A 25,619-nucleotide genomic window follows, 5' to 3' on the forward strand; every position below is an offset into this window, starting at 1 on the left:
AAACACAAAGCCCTCTAAAGTGTAAATATTGTAACAAACGGTGTTTATTTGTGAACTTTGTGTTGGGAAACGCTTTACACAATCCAAAAATTTCGCTTTACTATGAAAAACGCTACTCCGTGGAAGTGGCTGGGCATTTTCGCTCTCTTGCTTTCACCATTGTTTAACTCAGAGGCTCTAGCTCAGTGTTCTTATGAACTGAGTTTGGATGATTCCTTTGGCGACGGATGGAACGGGAACACCGTTGATGTCCGTGTAGGTGCAGTAACAACAAACTACACCTTGAGTAATGGATTCGACACAACAGTTGTTCTTACAGTTAACACTGGAGATACCATTCAAATTACGTATAACGCTACTGGTCTTTACCAGAGTGAAGTTTCATTCGAGCTTTTTGACGCGAATCAGGCGAGCATTTTCGCTTCTGGTTCTGGTCCATCTGCTGGTTTGAATGTGGATACTACGGCTTTTTGCCCTACTTGTGTGTCAGTGAATTCAATGACGCTTGATTCGGCCACTAGCTCAAGTGTGTCTGTTTCATGGCCGGCTGTTGCAAATGCGTCGTCCTACACAATTGAATGGGGACCTTGCGGGTTTGGTCAAGGTACAGGAACTGTAGTTTCGGCAACTACCAATAATTACACAATTACTGGTCTAATGGCCTCTGAGTGCGTTGATGTATACATTACTACCGACTGCTCTGGTTCAGGAAACGGTATTGCGAACATGACTGGCCCATATTCTTTCAGAAGCCTTCAGCCTGTAATTAGCACTTTCCCTTTCTTCACAAACTTCGAATCTAACAATGGCTTCTTCTTGCCTAGTGGTACGAATTCATCGTGGGAGTGGGGCGTACCAGCCGGATCAGTAATTACGGGTAGTAGCTCTCCGAGCAACGCTTGGGTTACAAATCTATCGGGTGACTACAACAATAGTGAAAACTCTTTCCTGACTTCAGCCGTGTTCGATCTTTCAGCAGAGACAGGAAGTTTCATTTTGACTTTTGACCTATTCTACGAAACAGAGAATAACTTCGATGAAGTTTGGGTAGAGATGTCTACAGACGGTCTCACTTGGACCAAGTTGGTAGACAATGGCACTGCCGTTAACTGGTACAACGACTTGGGCAACCAATGGTGGGAAAACACCAACAACGGATGGAATGGTTCAAGTATCATCTTGGCAAATATTGCTGGACAGAGCATCGTTCAGTTCCGTTTTGCATTCTCGTCTGACGGTAGTGTTAGTCGTGAAGGTGTTGGTATTGATGACTTCGGTCTACAAGCTCTAACATGCGGAGTTCCTTCTGCATTTGCTAGTCCGTTTATCAGCACTGATTCACTCGGAATTAGCTGGACCTCTTCATCAGGCTTCTCGAATATTGAGTATGGTCTTGCTGGGTTTACACAAGGTTCTGGTACAATGATTCAGGGAGCAACAGGAACTGATACGATCGGAGGTCTCTTGCCAGGAACTACATATGACATCTATCTTCAAGATTCTTGTAGCCCAGGAAATGTTGGCCTTTGGGTAGGTCCGTTCTCTGTAACTACATTACAGCCAATCGTGAATACATTCCCTTACACTGAGGACTTCGAAGCAGATGCTGGTAACTGGATAGCTTATGGATCCAACAGCTCATGGCAGTGGGGCGCTCCTTCTGCAACTGTAATTTCAGCAGCAGGTCAAGGAACGAACGCATGGGTTACAAACCTTTCAGGTTCATACAACAATAGTGAATTGTCGTATCTACAGACTGTCATCTTCGATGCGAGCTCAACTGTAAATGACCTCGAGTACACCTTTAGCATGAACTTTGAAACGGAGAATAACTTCGACGAAGGATGGGTAGAGTACTCATTTGACGGTACTACATGGACTAAATTGGTTGATAATGGATCGGCTTCAGGCTGGTACAACGACCTCAATAACCAATGGTGGGAAGATACTGACGGTGGCCAATGGGTTACTCGTTCGAACGTAATCCCGGGTTCTGCCGGTCAGAGCTTCGTTCAAATTCGTCACGTATTCTCATCCGACGGTAGCGTAACGCGCGAAGGTTTTGGTGTAGATGATGTTATGGTTGACGAGCTTGTATGCTCGGTTCCTTCTGCACTTGGTGCAACCAATATCGGCACGACCACAGCGGATATCTTCTTCACTTCCACAGCGATGATCTCTAATGTTGAATGGGGGCCAAGCGGTTTCGTTCAAGGAACAGGTCAGGGTACCGTTATCAACGCAATGAATGATACTATCGCCCTTTCAGGTCTTACACCAAATACCTGCTACGACTTCTATGTGCAAGATTCATGTGCGAATGGAAACAGCATTTGGGTAGGTCCATTTGTATTCTGCACGGATCCAACGTGTATTGCTCCAATGAACTTGGGCACAAACAACGTAGATTCCACAAATGCTACGTTGGTATGGGACGGCAATAACGTTCCAGGTACGTACCTCATAGAATACGGAACTCCAGGTTTTGCTCTGGGTACTGGAACAATGATTACTTCAACTGCGGATAGCGTTACGCTGAGCAACTTGGCAAATGCTACAGACTATTGCTTCTACGTAGCTGAAATTTGTACTCCAGGCGATACTTCTGCTTGGTCAGGTCCAAACTGCTTCACTACACTTTGTGGAACAATTCAAGGAGACAGTATTCAAGATGCTATCCAAGTAACGGGTTCTGGACAATGGGTTGGAAACGCAACTTGCTACAGCAATACCCTAGCCCTACGCACCGGTGTAGAAGTCATCTTCGAATACACTCCTTCTCCAGGAACAACGTTAGCTGACTTTGAGACTTGTGGTTCAGGTTATGATACATATTTGTACTTGCTAGATGCTAACCAAACAACACTTAACTCAAGTGATGATGACTGTGGTCTGCAATCGCAGCTTCTCGGCGAGGCAGTGATTCCTGGTCAAACTTACTATGTTGTTGTTGAGGCGTTTAGCAGCTTCACTACGGTAAGTAACTTCGTCCTCACGATTACGGAAACAAACCCTTGTCCAGCTCCTTCAAACTTCACAACTACAGCCGTAAACTGTACGTCGTTGGATTTGATCTGGAACAACGGTGGCTCTTCTTACGCTTATGAGCTTGAGTACGGAGCAACTGGCTTCAACCCAGGTTCTGGTACAGCTGTAGTTTCTAATGATACCACAGAAACTGTTAGCGGTCTTACTGCAGGTACGGCTTACGACTTCTACGTTCGTGGATTCTGTACGAGCGATACGTCTGCATGGGCTGGTCCATTCACCATTTCTACGTCTAACGTGAATAACGCAATGGCGGTAGGTACATTTACCATCACCAATGTTACACTCACAGATGCGATTGTAGATTTCGATGGAACAGGTTCAACTGCCGACAGTATTTCTTGGGATTATGACGATGGTTCTGCCATCGAGTGGGGTTCGACTCCACAGCACACATACACCCAGAACGGGACGTATGACGTAGTTGTAACAGCTTACACAGACTGTGGATCTGACGATGATACCATTCAGGTTGTAATCTCTACCATCTCCCTCACGGAAGCTGGTGCTGCGAATTTCTCTGTATATCCTAACCCTAGCTACGGCGACGTTACCGTATCATTCGAAGGAGCTACTGGAAATGAAGCAACGATCAACTTGATGAATCTCCAAGGTCAGATTCTTGAAACGATTCAGGTTGACCTCCAATCTGGTACAAGAGATATCCAAATGGATCTCTCGAACTTGCCAAAAGGAGTTTACATGATTCGTTATAACGAAGAAAACGCGGTGGCTATCCGTCGCGTAGTTCTGAAGTAAGTTTAGAACAACAGACTTCAACTGAAAGTCCCCGCCGAAAGGTGGGGACTTTTGTTTTTAAAGATGTTTGGAAACGAGGTCCGTAAGCTCCTCCTTGATATTTGAGGAAGATGCGAGAATCTCTCTCCCGAAAATAGGATCGTTCGTTTTAGAGAATGCCGATACTCGGCCTCCTGCTTCTTCAACCAAGAGCACTCCAGCCGCAACGTCCCAAGGGTTCAATCCATACTCAAAGAATCCATCAAACCTGCCGCAAGCCACATAGGCCAAGTCTACCGCCGCAGATCCCCAGCGTCGGACCCCGCGCGTTTTTTGGAAACAGTCCTTCAACAACTGCAAGTACTCGTCTATTTTCTCAAAGTCGTAGTAAGGAAATCCAGTGGCGACAAGTGCGTTGCTCAGCGAGTCATTCGACGATACGCGAATCGACTCTCCATTGCAGTATGCTCCGCCTCCCTTGTAGGCACTGTAGAGTTCATTTTGTCCCACCTCCAAGATCACGGCAACAACCGGATTTTTACCGTCATGCAATGCAACAGAGACCGAGTACACAGGAAGGTTGTGAAGGAAGTTTGTAGTTCCGTCTAGCGGGTCGACAATCCAGTTAAAACCGTTGTCATTTCGTTCACCCGTGCCTTCTTCCGCAATGAAGCCGGCCGAAGGGACGATGTCGCGCAATCCTTTTACGAGGCGTTTCTCCGCCTCTTTATCAACATAAGAAACTAGGCTGTTGAGACTTTTGAGCTCTACGTCACTCGCCGCGACTTTCTTTTGTTCTTTACGAATGAACATGCCAACCTCTCGGACCAAATGAATGGTCTGAGTACAAACTTTCGAAAGTTCCATAGGATTACTTTGTGCTTTCCAATTGCTGAAGAGGCGAAACAACCTTCACTCGGTCGAGAACCTCCATCATTTCATTTGCAAGCGCAAGATAGGGTTGTTCTTCGAGTATGTGGTTGGAGCCTTTCCATTCTACGAGCGACATGAATCGACTCGGTTCAACGGAGTATAGCTCGGCCTTACCAATGAGCTGATCTCGCTTCAATTGGCCGTAAAGATTGCGCCACGTTACTCGGAAGTCATCTCTGAACATCGGTTTAAGGCGATATTCAGTCAACTCAAAAATAGGAATATTGGTATCCTTCATCGGTACCCACTAAGGTACGACACGGACTTTGGAAAAAAAACGGTAGTTGTTACGACACAGGAATCTCTAGTGGCTCGAAGCGAACAGCACCATCATCGTCTATCTCCGTAAGCTTGATATGCTGTACCGTGTTCACAAGCTCCGGGTTCCAGTGCGTCTTAACCTTCACGTAGTTTTCCGTAAAGCCGTGGATCCAGCCTGCTTTGTTTTCACCTTCAAACAGTACTCGACGTTCGCTACCCAGCTGAGATTCGTAGAACGCCCGACGCTTTTTAGCCGAAAGAACACGAAGCATTTTATTTCTGCGCTTTCTCTCACTCATCGGAACCACGCCATCCATATCCCAAGCTTCCGTATTTGGACGCTCACTGTACGTGAACACATGCAAGTAGGAGATAGGAAGTTCTTTCAGGAAATTATACGTCTCCATGAAGTGCTCTTCCGTTTCTCCAGGGAATCCCACAATCACATCAACGCCTATGCATGCGTGTGGCATGGCGGTTTTTATGGAATCGACTCTGTCGACGTAAAGTTCTCTCAAATATCTACGCTTCATGCGTTTGAGCATGTCGTTGCTCCCGCTCTGAAGAGGTACGTGGAAGTGAGGTACGAATCGATCGCTTTGGGAAACAAATGCAATGGTCTCGTCCTTCAGGAGGTTTGGCTCGATAGATGAAATTCTCAAACGATCGATTCCTTCCACTTTGTCGAGTTCCTTCACAAGCTCAAGGAACGTGTGTTCGTGGCGCTTGTTTCCATGCTCACCTTTACCGTAATCTCCGATGTTTACACCAGTGAGTACAATCTCTTTGATGTCTTGCTGTGAGATTTCCTCCGCCTGGCGAACCACATTTTCCAGAGTGTCACTTCGAGAAATGCCTCTCGCTCTAGGTATGGTGCAATAGGTGCACTTGTAATCACATCCGTCCTGAACTTTCAAGAAGGCACGTGTACGTTCACCTATGGAATAGCTCCCTACAAAGGTGTCTGCCTCATCTATCTCACATGAATGAACCTCACCCATGTCAGATTTCGTCAAATCGTTTAGGTAGTCGGTTACCTTGAATTTCTCAGTGGCACCCAACACTAAATCTACCCCTGGGATTGCAGCGATTTCTTCTGGTTGAAGTTGCGCATAGCAACCTACGATTACTACGAAAGCATCCGGATTGGAGCGCATGGCTTTGTTCACAATGGAACGGCATTCTTTGTCGGCATTTTGAGTTACCGAACACGTGTTGATCACATATACGTCCGCAGATTCTCCAAACTCCACTTTCTCGTATCCTTTATCTGTAAAGTCACGAGCTATTGTGCTGGTTTCCGCAAAGTTGAGTTTACAACCTAGCGTGTGAAAAGCGACTGATTTACCGTTCATTTCCATTGCGGGTGCAAAGGTACAACATTGATTTCCACCTAACCAACCTACCAGATACCTCTTCCGATGTGTACTTTAGCGAAATGATGTTGAAGCCACTCGGAATTCTGATCACCCTCAGCGTGATTTTCGCCTCTTGCTCGAATGCACCTGAAGTACCTTCCAATACCGTATTTAGGTACAATGAACCGAATGGTATTACTTCACTAGACCCTGCCTTTGCCAGAGAGCAATCCAACATTTGGGCTGTTCATCAGGTTTTCAATGGCCTAACCCAGATGGATTCAGAGCTCAATATTGAGCCGTGTATTGCCGAATCATGGACTATTCAAGATTCTGGTTTGACCTACATCTTCAAGCTTAGAAATGACGTATTGTTTCATCCACATGAGTCACTTACCGAGAACACCCGTAAGGTGACGGCCAACGACGTGGTTTACAGCCTCAATCGACTGTCAGATTCCAAAACGGCCTCCCCGGGAGCCTGGACCATGGGCGTTGTTGATACGCTGTACGCACTGTCGGACGACTCCTTAATCATCGTGCTAAATGAGCCGTTCGCGCCTTTCCTGGGGATTCTGAGCATGAAGTATTGTTCCATTGTTCCTCGTGAAGTTGTTGAAGTCTTAGGTAGCAACTTTGGTCGGAGTCCTATAGGTACAGGTCCGTTTAAGTTTCAAATGTGGAGCACGGATGAGAAGCTTGTGCTTCGCAGAAATCCCGACTATTTTGAGTTCGAAGGAGAGGAACGTCTACCTCACCTAGAAGCGATAGCCATTGATTTTATCACTGACCGACAAGCGGCCTTCATGGAATTTCTCAAGGAAGAAACGGACATGCTGTCTGGTTTGGATGCGAGTTACAAGGATGAACTGCTCACACGCGATGGTCAATTGAAGGAGGAATACGCCGACCGGCTCAACTTGCAAATCATACCCTATCTCAACACAGAGTACCTGGCAATCCACGCTCAATCAGAGAGCTCTCCACTCCATCAACCTGAGGTTAGACTTGCGCTCAACTTATCAATTGACCGCTCAAAAATGATGCGCTATTTGCGCAATGGGATAGGTCGACCTGCAGACGGAGGTATGATTCCAAGAGGGATCCCGGCCTATAACCCGGATATTACAGGTGGCTACACGTTAAACCTGGATAGTGCGAAACAACTCCTGTTGAACGCTGGATATCCAGACGGAAGAGGAATGCCTTCGATTAACTTGACAACGACTTCGAATTATCTCGATATCTGCGAGTTTCTACAAGCAAGTTGGAACAAGCTTGGGATTCCTGTGCAGGTTGAGGTTCTACCTCCGCCAACTATGCGTGAGGGCAAAGCGAAGGGTACACTTGAATTTTTTCGAGCTTCTTGGATAGCAGATTATCCCGATGCGGAGAATTATATGTCGCTGTTCTACGGACCCAATTTCACCCCAAATGGACCCAATTATACCTTCTTTTCGAATAGTGATTTCGACGCCTTGTATGACGAGGCCAGGTATTTAACGAATCCGGATGATAGAGATGCGGCCTTTGCAAAAATGGATAGCATCCTTGTTCGCGAAGCTCCTGTTGTTCCGCTGTTTTACGATGAGGTTGTTCGATTCATTCCCAAGAATGTGCACGGATTGGAACCCAATGCATTGAACTTGCTCGAAGTTAAAAGGGTGAGAAAAGACTAGTTCAGTGTAAAGTCTGCATAGATCGGCTTATGGTCACTCCATAAGGCTGGTACAGTAGAGAAGGCATCACAACTAAATTCGGTACTCGTAAAGATGTAGTCGATCCGCAGTGGAATGACATTTACCTTGTTGTAGGTGTCACCAGACCCGGTGCCCATTGCTACGAAAGCGTCATTCAACAAGTCTGAGATTCTTTTATAGGCAAACGATGTTGGAGTGTCGTTGAAGTCTCCGCAAAGAATCACAGGGTAGGGAGATTGTTCCACGTAGAGGGCCAATTCTTCAGCTTGATTCCCTCGAATGCGGTATGAGCGTCCAAGCTTTCTCAAGATGTCCTTGCCTTCCTCTTCAATCTGCTCACTACTCAGCGGTGATTCATTTGCCGCTAGTGTTTGATAGTCTTCAGGAATCAAAGAGGTATTCACCAAATGAACGTTGATGGCACGAATGGTATCCGTTCCAATCAGGAGGTCTGCAGATAGCAAACCGCGGTACCCAGCCCTACGGGATTCAAAAGTGTGAAACGTATGACGCAATACAGGATACTTGCTGTAGATCGCATATCCATAGGTTGAATTCTCGTAGACGGGCACATGCAATTTGTGCATGAAAGGGAGGTTTCGAGATCGTGGTATGTCCTTATTCTCTTGAAGAAACAGGATGTCCGGGTTCACATCTCGAATCAAAGTAGACAACTCTTGGCGCGCCGAATCGAGGTCTATTTCAGCATCCATAGGTGACCAATAATGAATGTTGTAGGTCATTACACGGACACCCGTTGCCTGAGTTGCTGGAGTCCCATTCCATTGATAGATATTGGCAAAGTGAGGCCAGCCAATAAGGGTAATGACAAGACTTACCCAGGCGAACCTGCGGCCTCTAAGGAACCAGAACCCTGTGAACAGCAACTGACCAATGAGAAGTATGGGGAAGGCCAATCCAGCAAGTCCCATCAGTGGCGCAGACGCTGGATTAAAATGACAAGCCAATGCTGAAACGATATACGAAACAAGCAAAGGCAGTTGCACAAAAATGAGGAGTCGGCGGCTCCACTTTCGCTTCTTCTTGGTCACTTTTTGGAGAATTGGAATAGGAAGTCCTTTTCTTCTTTGGAGAGCTTGTCGTATCCATGATCCTTGATTTTGTCAAGGATTTCATCCATTCGTTTTTGGTCGTTTCCGCCAGATTGAGCTGCTCTGCTCGCGGTTGATCTTCTCGATTCTCTCTTGTCGTATGACTTTTTGTGAACGGTTCTCAGCTTTGGCTTCCTTTCGAAAATTCCGGAAACACGTCGGATTAAATTCCAGAATCCATTTGACCAATCTCGTCCGTTTTCCAGTGCCCTGACGTAGAAGTATCCAACGGCTACACCCCCTAGGTGAGCAATGTGGCCGCCCGTATTACCATCCCAAAAATTGGCCAGATCTATTAAAACCAAGATACCGGCAACCATCCAAAGTTTCACTTCGAAGAAGAGGAGTCGCACTGGTAATTGAGGAACCTTGGTAGCAATGGCTACCACAACGGCCATGACACCAGCCGAAGCTCCAATCAGTGGGTTTTTCACCGTAAATGCAGGTGATATGTTATAGAGCAATACAAATAGAAGTCCACCTGCAATTCCGCCATAAATGTAAACGGGTAGGATTCGCTTATCTCCCAAGAACTCAATGAAGATGCGCCCTAGGAAGTAGAGCATGAGCATGTTCATGAGGATGTGAAAGAAGTCGAAATGCACAAACATGTACGTGAACAAGGTCCACGGATGTATGGCAAATTCCCTCAGATCACTTGGAAGTGCAATGAAAGGCCTGATAGCTAAAAGTGGATCTTGAGGCGCTATGATGAGCCCTACAACGAGCCGGGCTATCATGATTAGTATGAATACCCCAACGTTGATGTAAAGTAGTCGGTTTAGCCAGTTAGCTCTTCCAAACTCCGTTTTTATGCTGTCTACAATCGAGGCCATTTTAGTATCGGAATTGTTGTCTTCTCCAATAGCGAATAATGAAATATCCAAAGAGCATTCCGCCTAAGTGCGCGAAGTGTGCAACTGTACTTCCCGGGTTTGTTACACCGTTAAAGAGTTCGATTATCGCGATGATAGAAACGAAGTACTTTGCGCGAATCGGGAAGAGGAAGTAGAGATAAATGGGCTCATTTGGGTAAGTCATACCGTAAGCAAGTAGTATCCCGTAAATGGCACCTGACGCTCCAACAGCGTTGGTATGATACGCAACCGCTCTGACCATTTCAGTAGCACCATAATTAAATTCATACCACAAGACACCCATGTGGAGAGCTGCCGCACCCAGGCCGCATAGCAAGTAAAAATTCAAGAATCGTTTGGAGCCCCATTGGTTTTCTAGACGCGTCCCAAACATCCACAAAACAAGCATGTTTAGGAAAATATGTCCAAAGCCAACCGGGCTGTGCATAAACATATGCGTGATGATCTGCCACACTCCAAAGCTCGGGTTCTCGAAGTAGTGTAAACCAAGGATTTCCACGAGGTTGTAATTCATGGAATTGCCTAGGGCAAACGTGGCTACGAAAAATAGCACGTTGATGATAATCAAGTTCTTGATTACCGGAGGCAGGAAGTTGAAACCACTCGGTCTGTAATTCATCCGTTAAATCTTTTATCTAAATCGTCCGTGCCAATTTGCACAACGATGGGTTTGCCGAAGATGTCGGTATAAGGCATCTCGCAGGCAAAAAGTTCGTTAATTAAGTGAAGCATCTCTTCAGGAGAGAGCGATTGCCCTTGTTTGATTCCCGTATGCGAACTCAAACTCTTGGCTAGTGCATGTGTGATGTCGTTTCTGAATACATCCGCATCATTCTTAACATCTTCAACCAACTGCTCTAAGACACGCTGTACATCGCCCTCGCCCATGTCCATGGGAATTCCTTGAATGACAGCTTGTTGCCCCGTGTATTCAATTTCAAAACCCAATCGATGAAGTGTGTCGTGCACAGACTTCAACTGCGCTAAATCGCCACCTGGCATGTAAACGTTTATGGGGAATAGCAATTGTTGTGAGGGTGCCGAATGCGCTTTCAACAGTTTTGCAAAGCGCTCGTATTTAATACGGCGATGTGCTCTTTGCTGATGAATCGCCACAAGTGCACTCTTGATCTTGGTGATTACAAACCGGTTGTCGAGCTGGAAGCAAACCTGTTGTGTGCTCGCATGTTCATCCCAATTCGCATCAATCTGCATGTCGCCAGCAGGTTGACTTTCCTCCGAAGTGTAGAGGTCCTTCCAGTTCTCAGGCACTCTTGATTTTTCAAACGACCTCCGTGCGTGAGATGGTGATGCTTTAGAGCCTCCGTCTGAATCAGAAGTAAATGGATTGAAGTTTGGATCCACCTGAATGGCTGGAGGTACGATTGGGCGTGACTTGTCCGGAATCGGCATGTCCGATACATTCGAATCAAAATCTAGACTCGGCGCCACATTAAATTGCCCTAGCGAGTGCTTTACAGCTGAGCGAATGATGGCGTAGATGGCCTTTTCATCATCGAATTTGATTTCGGTCTTCGTAGGGTGAATGTTCACATCTATGCGCTTCGGATCAATCTGCATGTACAGGAAGTACGAAGGATACTCTTCTCCCTTGATGAGATGCTCGAAAGCGTGACTTACAGCATGATGTAAATATCCGTTTTTGATGAATCGATCATTCACGAAGAAGAACTGTTCACCGCGTGTTTTCCTGGCGAACTCGGGCTTCAAAACAAAGCCTTCGAGTTTTACTACGTCGGTTGTTTCTTCAACGGGAACGAGGCGTTCGTTGTATTTTTTTCCAAACACGGAGGTAATTCGTTGTCGGAAGTTACCACTCGGTAAATGGAAGATTTCGGTGTCGTTTTGAGTAAAGCGGAAGGCGACGTTTGGATAGGCCAACGCAACGTGTTCAAATGCGTCGATAATGTGACGGTTTTCCACATTGTCGCTCTTCAAAAACTGCCTACGTGCAGGAATGTTGAAGAAGAGGTTCTTGACGCTAATGCTTGTTCCGGCGGCGGTTTGACAAGCTTTTTGCTCAACCACTTTGCTACCTTCTATGCGGAGTATGGTTCCGACTTCATCTGTATGCGGACGAGTTTTCATTTCAACCTGTGCAACGGCTGCGATAGAAGCGAGGGCTTCACCGCGAAACCCCATAGTGTGAAGGTTGAAAAGATCGTCGGCCAGTTTAATCTTACTCGTGGCGTGGCGCTCAAAAGCGAGTCGGGCATCGCCGTAGGTCATTCCCTTTCCGTTATCCACCACTTGGATAAGCGTTTTACCCGCATCTTGAACGATAAGGTGAATGTCGGTACTACCGGCGTCTACCGCATTTTCTAGTAATTCTTTTACAACTGATGAGGGGCGTTGTACAACTTCTCCCGCAGCGATTTGGTTGGCTACGTGGTCGGGCAGAAGTGAAATTATATCGGGCATCTAGTGTTTCTTAATTCTCCAACATTGCAGGCAAAATGCCCAACAGGTAGTAGAAAGCCGCAACGATGGCAAGGCCAACGGTTAGGACGGTGAATAGACGAATAATTCGGAAATTTTTGTTCATGCTCGACTTGCTGCTGTTCGAGTAGCGACCGATTCGCTCGCGCATCTTTGCACGGTAAGCATCCTTGTCCGTTTGCAACAATTCGATATCACTTTCTGCCGTCATCTTAACCTTGATAGCATGCTTGCGCTCGTCATAAATGCGATGCTCAAGACCAAACTTCTTAGGTTGACGTTGATTTCTGATTAAGAATCCCATGAACTCAATTTACCAAATACTGGTCAAAAACTACGCCATCCAACGGTATGAATCTTGTTGCTACTACGTTCATGTCGTATTATTGAGATTAGATACACGTAACAGACATGCAATTTCCCCCGTTGAAGACATCATTTGCGCTCTTAATGAGTGCTTTACTGCTACCAGCGTTCCTCCATTCGCAACCGTTCTATCAAAATGACGAAGCGGCAGAGTGGGCTGACAGTACCCTGACAAACATGACGCTCAATGAAAAGATTGGTCAACTTTTCATGGTTGCAGCCTATTCGAATAAAGGTCGCCAACATGAGCGCGAATTAAAGTCACTCATTGAAGATTATCACATTGGTGGCTTGATTTTTTTTCAGGGCGGACCCGTTCGTCAAGCTCGAATGACCAACCGACTTCAAGCTGCGGCGAAAACACCCCTGATGATTGGGATGGATGCAGAGTGGGACCTAGCTATGCGTCTGGATAGTGTAGCTAAACTTCCATGGCCTATGACACTTGGAGCCACGAATGATTCGGCGTTGGCATACCGTTACGGAAGTACCATTGGCAGACATTGCAAGCGTTTGGGGGTTCACTTCAACTTTGGGCCGGTACTCGATATCAACACTAATCCAGATAATCCGATTGTCGGGGTGCGTGCATTTGGGGAAGATGTGGAGCGCGTTACCAAAATGGGTATCGGATACATGATGGGCATGCAAGATCAAGGTGTTTTAGCTTGTGGCAAACACTTCCCTGGACATGGTGATACCGATCAGGATTCACATCATACACTACCAACCGTCAATCAGAGCTACGTGCGAATGAGTGAGGTAGAGTGGGAGCCTTACCGAAGAACGATGGAGCACGGCCTTGCGAGTGTGATGGTCGCTCACCTCAATGTTCCCTCACTTGATAAATCGGGTACGCCAACTTCGCTTTCAAGCATTGTGATTGATAGTTTACTTAGAAAGGAGTTGAATTTTGAGGGCTTGTCGTTTACCGATGCCCTAAACATGCGTGGTGTCAGTAGCCTGTATCCTCCTGGAGAAGTTGATCTGCGCGCACTGAAAGCTGGAAACGACGTACTGCTCTTCGCGGAAGATGTTCCAGCCGCTGTGGTGAAAATTGTTGAAGCCATCGCCCTCGGTGAGCTTACTGAAGCGGAGATTGACGTTCATGTGAGGCGAATATTGATGGCCAAGCACGGAGCTGGTTTGAGCGAGTACAAGCCGATTGAAATCGCTGGTCTTGTTGCCGATTTGAACGATCGTAGCACTGACGTGCTGAGAACTCAAATTTTCGACAACGCGGTTACTGTAGTGACGAATCAGGACCGACTCCTTCCGCTTACAGTTGCCGAAGGGGAAACCTACACGGTGATCAATATGGGAAGCCGACTGAACGACAACCTCGAAACCGCAGTAGAACTTTACACGGATGTAGTGTCGCTTGATTTTACGGGTAACAACGCCACAGACATCTTGAGAAGCGCAGCCAAGAGCGATTTGGTGATTCTCGGTTATTTTACGGACGACACCAACCCTTGGCGAAGATTCAAAATGAACGATGCAGAAGTCCAGTTTTTGCAAAGACTTTTGCTTCAGAACAAAGTGATTTTCGTTCACTTCGCAAATCCTTATGGACTCAGGTCGGCTGGCGACATAGACAAAATCGAAGCTGTACTTCAAGCATATCAGAATACACCAGAGGCGGCACAGGCTGCGGCCCAAATCATTTTTGGAGCACAAGAAGCAAGGGGAACACTGCCCGTGACCATTGGGTCCTTACTTCCAGGTGGACATGGTATTCCAACGATTGATTTACACCGACTCAGATACGGACATCCCGAAGAGGTGGACATGGACCCGGCCTTCATGGCTCGAATTGATGCCGAGGTACAACGTGCCATAGAGGCCAAAGCGACTCCAGGAGCACAGGTGCTTGTGGCCCGAAGAGGTGTGGTGGTCATGCACAAATCATATGGCAGACCAACCTATGAGGCAAGAACCATGGTTCAGAACAATGAGCTTTACGACATTGCATCAATCACAAAAATTTCGGCCTCTTTACCCATGGTCATGCGTATGTATGATGAAGGGCGACTCGACCTCGACGATGAATTGGGTGACTTTCTCCCTGAAACGGTGGGCACTGATAAAGAACATTTGAAGATAATCGACATTCTTACCCATCAAGCTGGATTGCAGCCATGGATTCCGTTTTACGTGAAAACGCTTGACGTAGGAAAGCCCAATGAAAAGTACTACCGAAAGAGTCCGGAGGAGGGCTTTACAAGGAGAGTGGCAGAGGATCTTTATATCATGGATTCGTACGAAGACACGATGTATGCAGCCATCCTAGAATCTCCATTGACGAAAGCCGGAGATTACAAGTACTCAGACCTTGGGTACTATTTTATGAAGCGCATTGTTGAACAAACCTATAAGGCGCCACTTGAAGAACTAGTTGACGAATACCTCTACTCGAAATTGGGAGCATGGAGCATGGGATATCTGCCAAGGAATCATTTTGACATAGATATGATTATCCCGACCGAAAGAGATCAGTACTTCCGCTACCAACTCGTAGAGGGAGACGTGCACGACCAAGGAGCAGCAATGCTTGGAGGAGTAGGGGGGCATGCAGGTGTGTTTTCGAATGCGAACGACCTGGCGAAACTCATGCAGATGTATCTGAATCGCGGCGAATATGGAGGCGTTCGATTTTTTAGGGAAGAGACCATCCGACAATTCACACGTTGCCCGTATTGCATCAATGAGAATAGAAGGGGTATCGGATTTGATAAACCACAACTCGAAGGTGCAGGTCCCGCTTGCGATTGTGCTAGTCCGAACAGTTTTGGACACACCGGGTTTACAGGTACCATAGCTTGGGTTGACCCTGACGAAGAGCTCGTGTATATCTTCCTTAGTAATCGAGTCTACCCAAGTGCTGAAAACCGCAAGCTCATCAGCATGGATATTCGCACGAATATTCAAGAAATCATCTATGACAGTTTAGAACAATGAGATACTTCGCCACTTTACTCGTATTGCTTTCAACTTTGGCATCGGCCCAAATAGATTCAACCCTCCTTCCGCAGGATGTTGAGGTGTTTGATGACGCCGGACTTAAGCAGGGTACGTGGATATCTTATTTTGATGACGGTGCTGTGAAATCCATTACCCAATATGTGAATGACCTTCAGCACGGGATACATATTCAATATTCGCGTAAAGGCGCCATTCGATTTCAAGAGCATTATTCCGGAGGTGAGCTCCACGGTTACCAGCGGTACTATTCCAATTCGGGCACGCTTGAGCGAGAACTTTATTACATCGATGGGGTTAAAGACGGCGAAGAAAAGGAGTACTACACCAATGGTGAGCGGTTAAAGTCCAAAACCACATGGAGTAACGGAATTAAAGACGGACCTTCGATGTGGTATTATCCCGAAGGCGTTGTAAGTGTTATGTTCCCGTATCGTCAAGGTGTGGTAGTGGGTACGACTGAGTATTACTACTTGAGTGGAAAGCGTAAGATTCATACAGAATACGTGGATGGAGAACGTCACGGCTATCATTACGAATGGCACGAAAACGGAAACCAGAAAGCGGTTGGTGAGTATGAACACGGAGACCAAGTAGGCTTGTGGAGATACTACGATGAGAACGGAGACGAAATCCGAACTCACCAATACAAAGACAAAGAAGAATGACCATAGGAATCGTTTGTTATCCCACGTTTGGTGGATCTGGGGTAGTAGCAACGGAATTGGGAACCTACCTAGCCAGAAAAGGGCACAAGGTTCACTTCATCACATACAACCAGCCCGTTCGTCTCGATATTCTCGAGGAAAACATCTACTACCACGAGGTAAACGTTCACGACTATCCGCTGTTTCAGTATCAACCATATGAGCTTGCGCTGTCTTCTAAAATGGTAGACACCGTGCTCAACGAAGGGATTGAACTCCTACACGTACACTACGCTATTCCGCACGCCTATGCGGCCTACATGGCAAAGCAGATTTTGGCAGATAAAGGTCTTCATATTCCTGTGGTAACCACGTTGCACGGAACGGATATTACGCTCGTTGGACGAAACCCATCGTATAAGCCAGCGGTAACTTTTTCCATTAACCACAGCGACATCGTCACATCGGTTTCGGAAGATTTGAAACGCGAGACCGTGAAGTTCTTTGTAGTTCGAAAGGATATTGAAGTTATTCCAAACTTTATCGACCTCAGTCTATACGAAGGCGAGAAGAACTGTAGTCCGGCTGGTTTGCTGCATCCCGGGCAGAAAATGATAACACACGTTTCCAACTTTAGGAAAGTGAAGCGCATCATGGATATCGTTGAGGCCTTCGCACTTGTGCGTCAGGAGGTGAATTCGCGCCTCATCATGATTGGGGATGGTCCAGAGCGCGAACGTGCCGAGGAGCTTGCTAAAGAAAGAGGCGTTGCCGAGGATGTGGTATTTCTCGGGAAGACGAATGAAGTCGAACGCATCCTCTGCATGAGTGATTTGTTCTTGCTTCCATCGGAAACGGAGAGTTTCGGTTTGGCTGCACTTGAGGCAATGGCTGCTAAAGTTCCCGTGATCAGCTCAAATGCTGGGGGATTGCCAGAAGTGAACATCAATGGCAAAACAGGTTACACGGTGAATGTGGGCGATGTAAAGAAGATGGCCAAGATGTCCGTGAAACTATTGAGCGATGAAAAGCTGCATGCGGAATTCAAGAAGAACGCATTCGCAAGAGCTCAAGAGTTTAGCATGGATAGAATTCTACCGCTTTACGAAGGCGCATATGAGCGTGCGCTAGAGGGAATCAAGAATCCGATTTAACCGCCGACGCGTTTCGTGTTGAATCCTTTTTCCTGGAGGTAATCCATCACTTTGTTGCGCACTTCTCCTTGTAGAAGAATTTCACCGTCTTTCACACTTCCACCAACTCCACAATGACTTCTGAGTTCTTTGGCGAGGTCCTTCAATTCATTGTCGGAACCAGGATGTCCAACCACAAGGGTAGCTACTTTTCCAGCTCTACCTTTCTTCGAAATGTGAACCTCAAGTGTGATGTCCGAGTTTGAGGTGTCGTCCATATCACCCTTTAAACCAGCGAACAAATCGCCAAAAGTCGCATTGGGGTTTGTGCTATACACAAAACCGTCGTCAGATGAATTCTTCTTACTTCTCTTTGCCATAATGCGAAGGTAAATGAAGATTAGCGAACTTGCAGGCCATGAAGCACATCGATAGCGCAAAGAATCCCACCATCAAGCAGGTGTTGAATTACATTGAAAAAGCTCGCGACCGCAAGCGCGACAATGTATTTGTGGTTGAGGGAATTAGAGAGAATGCCCGAGCGCTAGATTCAGGATATTCGGCGCAATGGCTGTTTTTTCCAGAATCGAGAATGACCGAACTGGAATTCAAGGTGGAAATGGGAAGAACAGAGGCTTTGGTTCACGCTTGTGGAGATGAGGCTTTCGACAAAATCGCCGTTCGCAAAGGTATACCCAACGTCGTAGGGATTTACGAGCGGCAAACTCAGGATCTGGTTGACTTAGTGCTTCCAGACAACGCCTTGGTCTTAGTCCTCGAAGCCATTGAAAAGCCCGGCAATCTCGGTGCTATTCTTCGAAGTGCGAGTGCAGCCGAAGTGGATGCAGTGTTACTAGCGGATACTGTCGTAGATGCTTTTCACCCTCAAGTTGTGCGCAACAGCTTGGGCGGTTTTTTTGACGTTGATATGGTGTCGGCACCTTCTCAGGAAATCGTGGAATATCTATCAGAGAAAGGTATACGCAAGGTTGTAACTACCCTAGAAGGTTCAACGCCACATTATCAAACGGATATGTCGGGATCAGCGGCAATCGTAATGGGGGCAGAGGACACAGGGGTAACCGACATTTGGCTGGAGAATGCTGATGATCGCATCTTAATACCAATGGGCGGAGTAGTCGATTCGCTCAATGTGAGCGTGGCTGCTGCCATCATGCTTTTTGAGGCGAAGCGCCAGCGCTCGTAGCTGTTTACGAGTTTGGTAGGGGTATAAAATGAAAGACCCGGGTATTCCCCGGGCCTCACACCAAACCAATAAACCTAAGCTACCTGGGTAGGACCCCAGGCATTAGATGAGGCAAATATATATGGAATTCCTACACAATGTTGTGTCAATATCAATTTTTTCTCCGAATGTTAAATTTATTTCACTTTCGTGTTTTCGGCGTTTATTTTGGGTTGAACGTGTAAATCTGGGCACTTTCTCAAGTGTCTGTAAATCTTTAGCTTAAAGTTCTTTACACCACGTAGATATCCATCCAAGCTCACTTGGACCAAATTTTACAACCCATAGAGTGTAAAGGCGAAGTGGAAGATCAGCACCTATTATTCCGACTTGAAGATAAGTCGCTTCTCTTGGAGCTTATTGACGAAGTGTTGGAGGTTGCTCGACCAGCTTTCGTCGTTCGATAGACCCAAATGTAGCGCTGCTTTTGCGCCAGCCTGTTGAACGGAAAGTTCCTCACTGGAAATCACTTCCAAGAAAAGTGCGTAGAATATGGATATGTCCATAAACTGAACTTTGCCTGTTTCTCTTTCTCGCCATGCTAGGGAAGCATATTGACCTGGCTGGGCATCAATCAGTTTAGACGGATGCGTTTTGTGTACCGGATAAGTGAGGATCAGCAGTTGCATTTCTGGTTCCAACACAACTTTATCCCCTAGATTGGGTGCTGCATCACCATGCTTTGGAAGCTCCAAATCTGGCATCATGAAGAGGAAAACCTCTTGCCATTCAAAACGAAGCAGGTCTATAAGTGCTGGGTACTTCGCGATAAGCTCCGCTTCATTTTCGGCAACATAGGCAATCAGCTCTTCCGGCATTCGCCAGATTTGCGGATGCTGACAGTAATGCGAAGAAAAGAACCGGTGTTGAAGATCTTCCCAGCCTTCGGTGACGTATTTCTGGGTAATCGGGTAAGCCGTGTTCAGAGCGTTCACAACCACGTTGTATACGAGTCTCCTATAATGCGGAAGTCTGTCAAGTTTGGCACCTTCCAATTCCGTTTCAATCCCATTTCTGCAATAGGTAGAGAGTGCGCTTTGTGCTTCTATGGTTGACTTACGAAGCATGAGATGAGCTTGAAGAATTAACCCATTGTGAGGCAGCAATGTCTCTCAATCGGTTGAGCTCGCCATTCAATTCGGCCATCTCGGGAAGGTTGAAATCACGCTCGAGTAATACGGGAACGGGTTTAGTACGCTCGGTCGCGTATTCAAAAAGCTCGTAAACCGGATCTATAATCGGCGCTCCATGTGTATCGATGATCAGATCTGGTTGCACTTTATGATGACCGGCCATGTGCATGTAGGCAACAGAATCGAGTGGAAGTCCGTCGATATATGCCTTTGGGTCGTAATTGTGATTGAAAGCGTTCACATACACATTATTCACATCAAGCAAAAGCTTGCATCCCGACTCCTTTACGATAGCCGAAACGAAATCTACTTCGCTCATTTCGGCGGCAACGGGTGTGTAATAGGAAACATTTTCGAGAACCAGAGGTCGTGCGAGCATGTCTTGAACGATTCGGATTCTGTTCACGATATGGTCTACCGCATCCTGCCGAAACGGGATGGGAAGCAAGTCGTATAAATGTGCGTTGTCGCACTTGCTATAGCTGAGGTGTTCGGAATAGAGCGGTACGTCGTATTCATCTAAGAACGCCTTAAGCTTGGCAATGAAATCGTAGTCCAATTCATCTGGACTACCGATGCTCAGGGATAAACCGTGACAAAGGATGGGGTATTTGTCGGCAACTTGGTTCAGACGTTTTTTCCAGGTTCCACCAACGTCAATCCAATTTTCGGGAGCGAGTTCAACAAAGTCGGGACGGATTTCTGTTCCATCCAGTAACGCGTCGGTCATAGCTCGACGGTATCCAACTCCTATGGCTCCTTCGGTGATATTCATAATGATAGGGGAAAGAAAGCGAAGGTCGAGACGAACTCGACCTTTACTTTATGAGTGAGTGTTGATTCTTACAGTCCGCAAGAACCTTCGCCACACTTGTGCTCTGTTGTGCGCTCTTCTGATGATTCAGAAGCTTCGCCGCACGATCCTTCACCGCACTTGTGCTCTGTAGTTCTCTCTTCAGTTGAAGCTTCAGAAGCTTCACCGCATGAACCTTCGCCGCACTTAGCCTCTTCAGATGAACGCTCTCCAGCCTCACCACAAGTCAATTCTAGACCGTTGATAACTGCACGTTCAGAGTGAAGAAGTTGTGCACGAATTTCAGATCCAGATCCGAGGTCTTCGGCTTGGAATACATTTTCGGCATTGATAGTACCGCTGAGAAGAAGTCCTCCTGCGAGAAGAGTTCCACCTGCGATAAGCTTTGATGTTTTGTTGCGATTTTTCATAGCTGCGTGTTAAAAATGATTAATTGTTATTACGATTCTAGTTCATCCTAATCTTTCTGGGTAGAGGACAATTCTGACCTCCAGCGATTTTTGGCTTCTTTCGAAGCATTCACTTCTCGCTTGCCCTTCAACTCATCTACGTAGCTAGTGAGCTTTTGGTTTTGTAAAGCGAAAGTTTTGCAGAAAGCGCACATTTGAATGTGCACCCAGAGACGTAGGCGTTGACCGAGACTCGCTCTTCCTTCTTCCTTTTTAATCGACAGCTCAGATGCTTCCTTGCATGTATAGAACATCTTGTGGAACATTTTACCTTCTATTTGGCATCAAACATTTTTAACTCATTGAAATAAGACTGATCGAGGCAGTCTCTCAACTGTAGCTTTGCTCGGTGTATCAAAACCCAGTAGTTCGACGGGGTGATATCCAGCACCTTACAGATTTCTTCAGATTCTTCATCTTCCAGATATTTCATCCTGAAAGCCGAAGCTCCTTTTCCCTTTAGGTTGTCAATGCACCCATTGAGTGCATCACCAAGCTGACCACGTTCCACGACTTCGTCGGGTCGTTCTGACCAAGGCTCGGGTCTTTTGTCGGGAATCCATCCACCCGTTTCATCGAAGAAGGCATCTAAACTCACTTCTTTTCTTTGAGAAGCTTCATCTTCACTTTGCCTTGTTCGGGTCTTCCGGTAGAAATCAATAATCTTATTTCTGAGAATGCGCATCAGCCATGTCTTGTCAGACGCTTCCTCCTTAAAGGTGTCCAACGACTTAAATGCGCTCAAGAGGGTTTCTTGTACGAGATCCTCCGCAGTTTCCCGGCTGCTCGTTCGCTGATATGCAAACCGGAAGAGTAAATCTCCGTACTCATCCACCCAATGCGATGCTCTTTCTGAAGGGCTCACGTTAGAATTGATTTGTGTTATAATTGGTGAAAAGGTAGGATTTTCAGCCGACGGGCAAGCAATAAGAATCTTACATTTGAGCTTCTTAAATGAAACAGAACATGAAGAAAATAGTACGCGGTACCCTCCTAGGCCTGCTCATCGCCCTTGTTATAATGCAGTTCATCCAACCTGATAAAACGAATCCAGAGTCTGATCCCAGCCAGGATTTTATCACCATGAACTCGATTGACGGCGAAATAGGGCATCTTCTTAAAACGGCTTGTTACGACTGCCATTCTAACAATACAACTTGGCCTTGGTATTCCTCAGTAGCGCCTTTCTCTTATGTGGTTGCCCACCATGTAGAAGAGGGAAGAGAGCACTTGAACTTCTCAGTTTGGGGTACTTATTCGGCTGAACGTGCAAATCACAAGCTCGAAGAGTGTGTAGAAGAAATTGTAGAAGGCGAAATGCCAATGGCGGGTTACGTTGCGCTTCACAGCGAGGCTGACCTAACCGAGGAGCAATTGGAAATGCTCATGGCTAAGTTCGCAGAACTTCAGCAGTAAATCGAATTACATTTTGTCGCGAATGGCATCTGCCGTTGAATTGTCTTTCAACTCTAAGATGCCTTCCGGCTTTCCACAATAGAGGAGGTTTCCTCCATTTTCACCGCCTTCCGGCCCGAGGTCAATCAACCAATCTGCACACTTTATCACATCTGGATTGTGTTCGATGACCAAGATGCTATGTCCTTTTTCAATAAGGGCATAGAACGAATTCAGAAGCTTGTGAATGTCTTCAAAGTGCAATCCAGTAGTTGGCTCGTCAAAAATAAAGAGCTTCTTACCCTCGCTTTGTCCTATTACTAGGAAGCTAGCTAGTTTAACACGTTGCGCCTCACCGCCAGATAATGTGCTGGATGATTGTCCGAGGTGCACGTATCCCAACCCAACTTCTTGCAATGGCTTCAGTCGATTCACGATTTTTTTCTGACCGTGTTCTTCGAAGAAGGCGATCGCATCATCTACAGTAAGTTCTAGAATATCAAAGATGTTCTTTCCTTCGAACTGAACCTCTAGAACTTCATCCTTGAAACGCTTTCCGTCGCATTGCTCACACTTCAGGTGAACATCGGCCATGAACTGCATTTCGATGGTCACTTCACCTTCGCCTTTGCAGACATCACATCTGCCACCGTCGGTATTAAAGGAGAAATGCTTCGCCTTCAAGTTGCTCAATTGCGAAAGCTTCTGTGAAGCGTAGAGATTTCGAATCTCATCGTACGCCTTCAGGTAGGTTACAGGATTGCTTCGGCTCGATTTTCCGATCGGATTTTGATCCACGAATTCAACCCCGGAGATTCGGCTGATATCGCCTTCAACATTCTTGTGTTTTCCAGCTTTCTCGCCATACCCTCCCAACTGCTTTTGAAGCATAGGGTAGAGAATTCTTCTGATGAGCGTTGATTTACCGGAGCCACTAACGCCTGTCACTACCGTAAAGGTGTGCAGTGGGAACTCGATATCAATATTCTTTAGGTTGTTCTCGCGAGCACCTTCGACGACCACTTTGTATTTGGATTCTCTCCGAACCTTTGGAAGCTCAATTTCCTTGGTGCCGTTGAGATATTTGGCCGTAAGTGTATCGGATTTGAGCAGCTCTTCTAGCGACCCATTAAACTGAATCTCGCCTCCGTAGCTTCCTGCACCCGGACCAATGTCCACGATAAAGTCTGCGGCCTTCATGAATGCTTCGTCGTGTTCAACAACGATAACAGTGTTGCCTAAATCGCGTAGGTCTTGAACCACCTTTACGAGTCGGTCGGTATCGCGAGGATGCAGACCGATACTTGGTTCATCTAATATATACATGGAACCCACAAGGCTGCTTCCCATGCTTGTGGCAAGGTTGATGCGCTGAGATTCTCCACCGGATAGGGTAGAAGAGAGACGGTTTAGCGTGAGGTACCCCAACCCAACTTCGCGCAAATAATGCAGGCGATTGGTGATTTCGATGAGGAGTCGCTTTGCCACCTTTTGTTCGAACTCGGTCAGGTTCACATTCTCGAACCATGCATGAAGTTTATCCATCGACAGGTCGACGAGCTCCATGATGTTCTTACCGTCTACATGAACGTAGCCGGCGTCCTTTCGAAGTCGACGTCCGTTACATTCAGGACACTTCGTTTTTCCGCGATAGCGAGAAAGCATCACGCGGTATTGAATCTTGTACGACTTGCTTTCGAGGTGTTTGAAAAACTTATTGATGCCACGGAAGTACTTGTTTCCGTTCCAGAGTTCCTCGCGTTGTTCATCGGTTAGATCGCCGTATGCTCGATGAATAGGGAAGTCGAATTTGCTGGCATTTCGCACGAGTTCGTCTTTCCATTCTTGCATTGAATCGCCTTTCCAAGCGGCAACAGCGTCTTCATATATGCTCAGCGCGTGATTCGGGATGACCAGATCTTCATCGATTCCGATTACATTGCCGAAGCCTTCGCACTTGGGGCAAGCCCCGTAGGGATTATTAAAGCTGAACAGGTGAAGTGAAGGCTCTTCGAATTGAATGCCGTCCGCTTCAAACTTGTTGCTAAACTCTTCGACCACGTCTTTTTGGACCCAATGGATGTGGCAAACGCCGTGACCTTCGAAGAAGGCCGTTTGAATCGAGTCGGCAAGCCGAGAATCATTGTCTTCATCGTCATGGCGCACAACGGCACGGTCGATAATCAGCTCTGCGTCGAGTGGCCAGTCCTTCACGTGTTCTTCGATAAGGTCTGGTATTTCACGTGCTTCCTTATCCCACCAGATTCTGGAGAAGCCTTGTTGTACGAATACATTGAGTGCTTCTACGGCGGTTCGACCATTCGGACGAACTGGAGAGGTGATCATGAGGCGTTCGCCAGCTTCGCCGGCGTGGAGATGTTTGAGCACATCGGCCACGCTGTGTCGTTTTACTTCTTCGCCTGAAACGGGCGAAACGGTTCTACCGATTCGCGCAAAGAGGACTTTGAGATAATCGTAAATCTCGGTAGTTGTACCTACGGTTGAGCGCGGGTTTCTGGAAATTACTTTCTGCTCGATGGCGATGGCTGGAGCAAGCCCTTTGATGTCATCTACCTCTGGTTTATTGAGTCGACCAAGAAATTGTCGAGCATAAGAAGATAAACTTTCTACGTATCGGCGTTGGCCTTCGGCGTAAAGCGTGTCGAATGCCAATGAGGATTTCCCACTACCAGACACACCGGTAATCACCACAAGCTTATTGCGGGGAATGGTGAGGTCTATGTTCTTCAGGTTGTGAACTCTAGCGCCGAGAATGACGATATTTTCGTCGGTTTCAATAGGCTTAGTGGCAACGTTTGGCATCGTTTTTTCCATGACTGGCAAAGGTACTATTTAATGCTTGAGGAGCCTATCTTGTTCATCTCATTTTGAAGAAAATTGGCCTTGTAGGAAACTTCACATTTGCATTGTTAGAAATAAATCAGTTACATTTGGAATATCACAGT

At 46.6% G+C, this 25,619-nt stretch carries 21 protein-coding genes; 7 read left to right on the top strand and 14 right to left on the bottom strand.

Annotated features, from left to right (window positions below):
* The first annotated feature begins 102 nt into the window (after positions 1-102).
* Positions 103-3,807, top strand: a complete 3,705-nt coding sequence (locus F8C67_RS12050) for a T9SS type A sorting domain-containing protein (RefSeq protein ID WP_151668108.1) — start codon at positions 103-105, stop codon at positions 3,805-3,807.
* 57 nt (positions 3,808-3,864) lie between these two features.
* Here F8C67_RS12050 and F8C67_RS12055 read toward each other — a convergent pair whose 3' ends face one another.
* The 3 genes from F8C67_RS12055 to mtaB are packed head-to-tail and all read right to left on the bottom strand — an operon-like array spanning position 3,865 to position 6,335.
* Positions 3,865-4,653: an inositol monophosphatase family protein gene (locus F8C67_RS12055; RefSeq protein ID WP_151668109.1), complete on the bottom strand. Its 789-nt coding sequence runs from the start codon at positions 4,651-4,653 to the stop codon at positions 3,865-3,867.
* 4 nt (positions 4,654-4,657) lie between these two features.
* Positions 4,658-4,957: a hypothetical protein gene (locus F8C67_RS12060; protein WP_151668110.1), complete on the bottom strand. Its 300-nt coding sequence runs from the start codon at positions 4,955-4,957 to the stop codon at positions 4,658-4,660.
* A gap of 49 nt (positions 4,958-5,006) precedes the next feature.
* Positions 5,007-6,335, bottom strand: a complete 1,329-nt coding sequence (gene mtaB / locus F8C67_RS12065; RefSeq protein ID WP_407675839.1) for a tRNA (N(6)-L-threonylcarbamoyladenosine(37)-C(2))-methylthiotransferase MtaB — start codon at positions 6,333-6,335, stop codon at positions 5,007-5,009.
* Between the two features lie 11 nt (positions 6,336-6,346).
* On the opposite strand from mtaB, the gene F8C67_RS12070 reads away from it, so the two are divergent.
* On the top strand, positions 6,347-8,017 hold the full coding sequence (locus F8C67_RS12070; RefSeq protein WP_223277562.1) for an ABC transporter substrate-binding protein: 1,671 nt from the start codon (positions 6,347-6,349) through the stop codon (positions 8,015-8,017).
* Here the strand turns inward: F8C67_RS12070 and F8C67_RS12075 are convergent.
* Genes F8C67_RS12075 through F8C67_RS12095 form a run of 5 tightly spaced genes read right to left on the bottom strand, consistent with a single transcriptional unit; the run spans position 8,014 to position 12,792 of the window.
* On the bottom strand, positions 8,014-9,090 hold the full coding sequence (locus F8C67_RS12075; RefSeq protein WP_151668113.1) for an endonuclease/exonuclease/phosphatase family protein: 1,077 nt from the start codon (positions 9,088-9,090) through the stop codon (positions 8,014-8,016). The two genes, F8C67_RS12070 and F8C67_RS12075, sit on opposite strands and share 4 nt — an antisense overlap.
* On the bottom strand, positions 9,087-9,986 hold the full coding sequence (locus F8C67_RS12080) for a rhomboid family protein (RefSeq protein ID WP_151668114.1): 900 nt from the start codon (positions 9,984-9,986) through the stop codon (positions 9,087-9,089). Before F8C67_RS12080 ends, F8C67_RS12075 begins: the two co-directional genes overlap by 4 nt.
* Before the next feature lies 1 nt (position 9,987).
* Positions 9,988-10,647, bottom strand: a complete 660-nt coding sequence (locus tag F8C67_RS12085) for a rhomboid family intramembrane serine protease (protein ID WP_151668115.1) — start codon at positions 10,645-10,647, stop codon at positions 9,988-9,990.
* On the bottom strand, positions 10,644-12,470 hold the full coding sequence (gene mutL / locus F8C67_RS12090) for a DNA mismatch repair endonuclease MutL (protein ID WP_151668116.1): 1,827 nt from the start codon (positions 12,468-12,470) through the stop codon (positions 10,644-10,646). The genes F8C67_RS12085 and mutL overlap by 4 nt, the downstream gene beginning before the upstream one ends.
* 10 nt (positions 12,471-12,480) lie before the next feature.
* Positions 12,481-12,792 (bottom strand): hypothetical protein, encoded by a 312-nt coding sequence (locus tag F8C67_RS12095; protein WP_151668117.1) that lies wholly within the window; start codon positions 12,790-12,792, stop codon positions 12,481-12,483.
* 146 nt (positions 12,793-12,938) lie between these two features.
* Between F8C67_RS12095 and F8C67_RS12100 the strand changes: the two genes are divergently transcribed.
* The 3 genes from F8C67_RS12100 to bshA are packed head-to-tail and all read left to right on the top strand — an operon-like array spanning position 12,939 to position 17,637.
* Positions 12,939-15,815 (top strand): glycoside hydrolase family 3 N-terminal domain-containing protein, encoded by a 2,877-nt coding sequence (locus F8C67_RS12100; RefSeq protein ID WP_170266450.1) that lies wholly within the window; start codon positions 12,939-12,941, stop codon positions 15,813-15,815.
* On the top strand, positions 15,812-16,504 hold the full coding sequence (locus F8C67_RS12105) for a toxin-antitoxin system YwqK family antitoxin (RefSeq protein ID WP_151668119.1): 693 nt from the start codon (positions 15,812-15,814) through the stop codon (positions 16,502-16,504). Before F8C67_RS12100 ends, F8C67_RS12105 begins: the two co-directional genes overlap by 4 nt.
* Positions 16,501-17,637, top strand: a complete 1,137-nt coding sequence (gene bshA, locus F8C67_RS12110) for an N-acetyl-alpha-D-glucosaminyl L-malate synthase BshA (RefSeq protein WP_151668120.1) — start codon at positions 16,501-16,503, stop codon at positions 17,635-17,637. Before F8C67_RS12105 ends, bshA begins: the two co-directional genes overlap by 4 nt.
* On the opposite strand, the gene F8C67_RS12115 is transcribed toward bshA, so the two are convergent.
* The gene (locus F8C67_RS12115) at positions 17,634-17,996 is read right to left on the bottom strand and encodes a translation initiation factor (protein WP_151668121.1); all 363 of its coding nucleotides are present in this window, start codon (positions 17,994-17,996) and stop codon (positions 17,634-17,636) included. The genes bshA and F8C67_RS12115 overlap by 4 nt on opposite strands.
* Before the next feature lie 38 nt (positions 17,997-18,034).
* Between F8C67_RS12115 and F8C67_RS12120 the strand changes: the two genes are divergently transcribed.
* Positions 18,035-18,823: a TrmH family RNA methyltransferase gene (locus F8C67_RS12120; RefSeq protein WP_151668122.1), complete on the top strand. Its 789-nt coding sequence runs from the start codon at positions 18,035-18,037 to the stop codon at positions 18,821-18,823.
* A gap of 359 nt (positions 18,824-19,182) precedes the next feature.
* On the opposite strand, the gene F8C67_RS12125 is transcribed toward F8C67_RS12120, so the two are convergent.
* The 4 genes from F8C67_RS12125 to F8C67_RS12145 form a co-directional block, all read right to left on the bottom strand.
* Positions 19,183-19,929, bottom strand: a complete 747-nt coding sequence (locus F8C67_RS12125) for an HvfC/BufC N-terminal domain-containing protein (RefSeq protein ID WP_151668123.1) — start codon at positions 19,927-19,929, stop codon at positions 19,183-19,185.
* The gene (locus F8C67_RS12130; protein ID WP_151668124.1) at positions 19,919-20,770 is read right to left on the bottom strand and encodes an HvfB family MNIO-type RiPP peptide maturase; all 852 of its coding nucleotides are present in this window, start codon (positions 20,768-20,770) and stop codon (positions 19,919-19,921) included. The genes F8C67_RS12125 and F8C67_RS12130 overlap by 11 nt, the downstream gene beginning before the upstream one ends.
* 68 nt (positions 20,771-20,838) lie before the next feature.
* Positions 20,839-21,219: an HvfA family oxazolone/thioamide-modified RiPP metallophore gene (locus F8C67_RS12135; RefSeq protein ID WP_151668125.1), complete on the bottom strand. Its 381-nt coding sequence runs from the start codon at positions 21,217-21,219 to the stop codon at positions 20,839-20,841.
* Positions 21,220-21,532: 313 nt separating this feature from the next.
* Positions 21,533-22,123, bottom strand: a complete 591-nt coding sequence (locus F8C67_RS12145; protein WP_170266451.1) for a sigma-70 family RNA polymerase sigma factor — start codon at positions 22,121-22,123, stop codon at positions 21,533-21,535.
* 101 nt (positions 22,124-22,224) lie between these two features.
* Between F8C67_RS12145 and F8C67_RS12150 the strand changes: the two genes are divergently transcribed.
* Complete coding sequence (locus F8C67_RS12150) at positions 22,225-22,674, top strand: heme-binding domain-containing protein (protein WP_151668128.1); 450 nt, start codon at positions 22,225-22,227, stop codon at positions 22,672-22,674.
* A 6-nt stretch (positions 22,675-22,680) separates the two neighbouring features.
* Here the strand turns inward: F8C67_RS12150 and uvrA are convergent, their stop codons facing one another.
* A complete protein-coding gene (uvrA, locus tag F8C67_RS12155) occupies positions 22,681-25,488 on the bottom strand; it encodes an excinuclease ABC subunit UvrA (protein ID WP_223277563.1) in 2,808 nt (935 codons plus the stop codon).
* Positions 25,489-25,619: the final 131 nt, after the last annotated feature.

It is taken from the genome of Phaeocystidibacter luteus (assembly GCF_008933115.1).
GTDB classification, from domain to species: Bacteria; Bacteroidota; Bacteroidia; order Flavobacteriales; family Schleiferiaceae; genus Phaeocystidibacter; species Phaeocystidibacter luteus.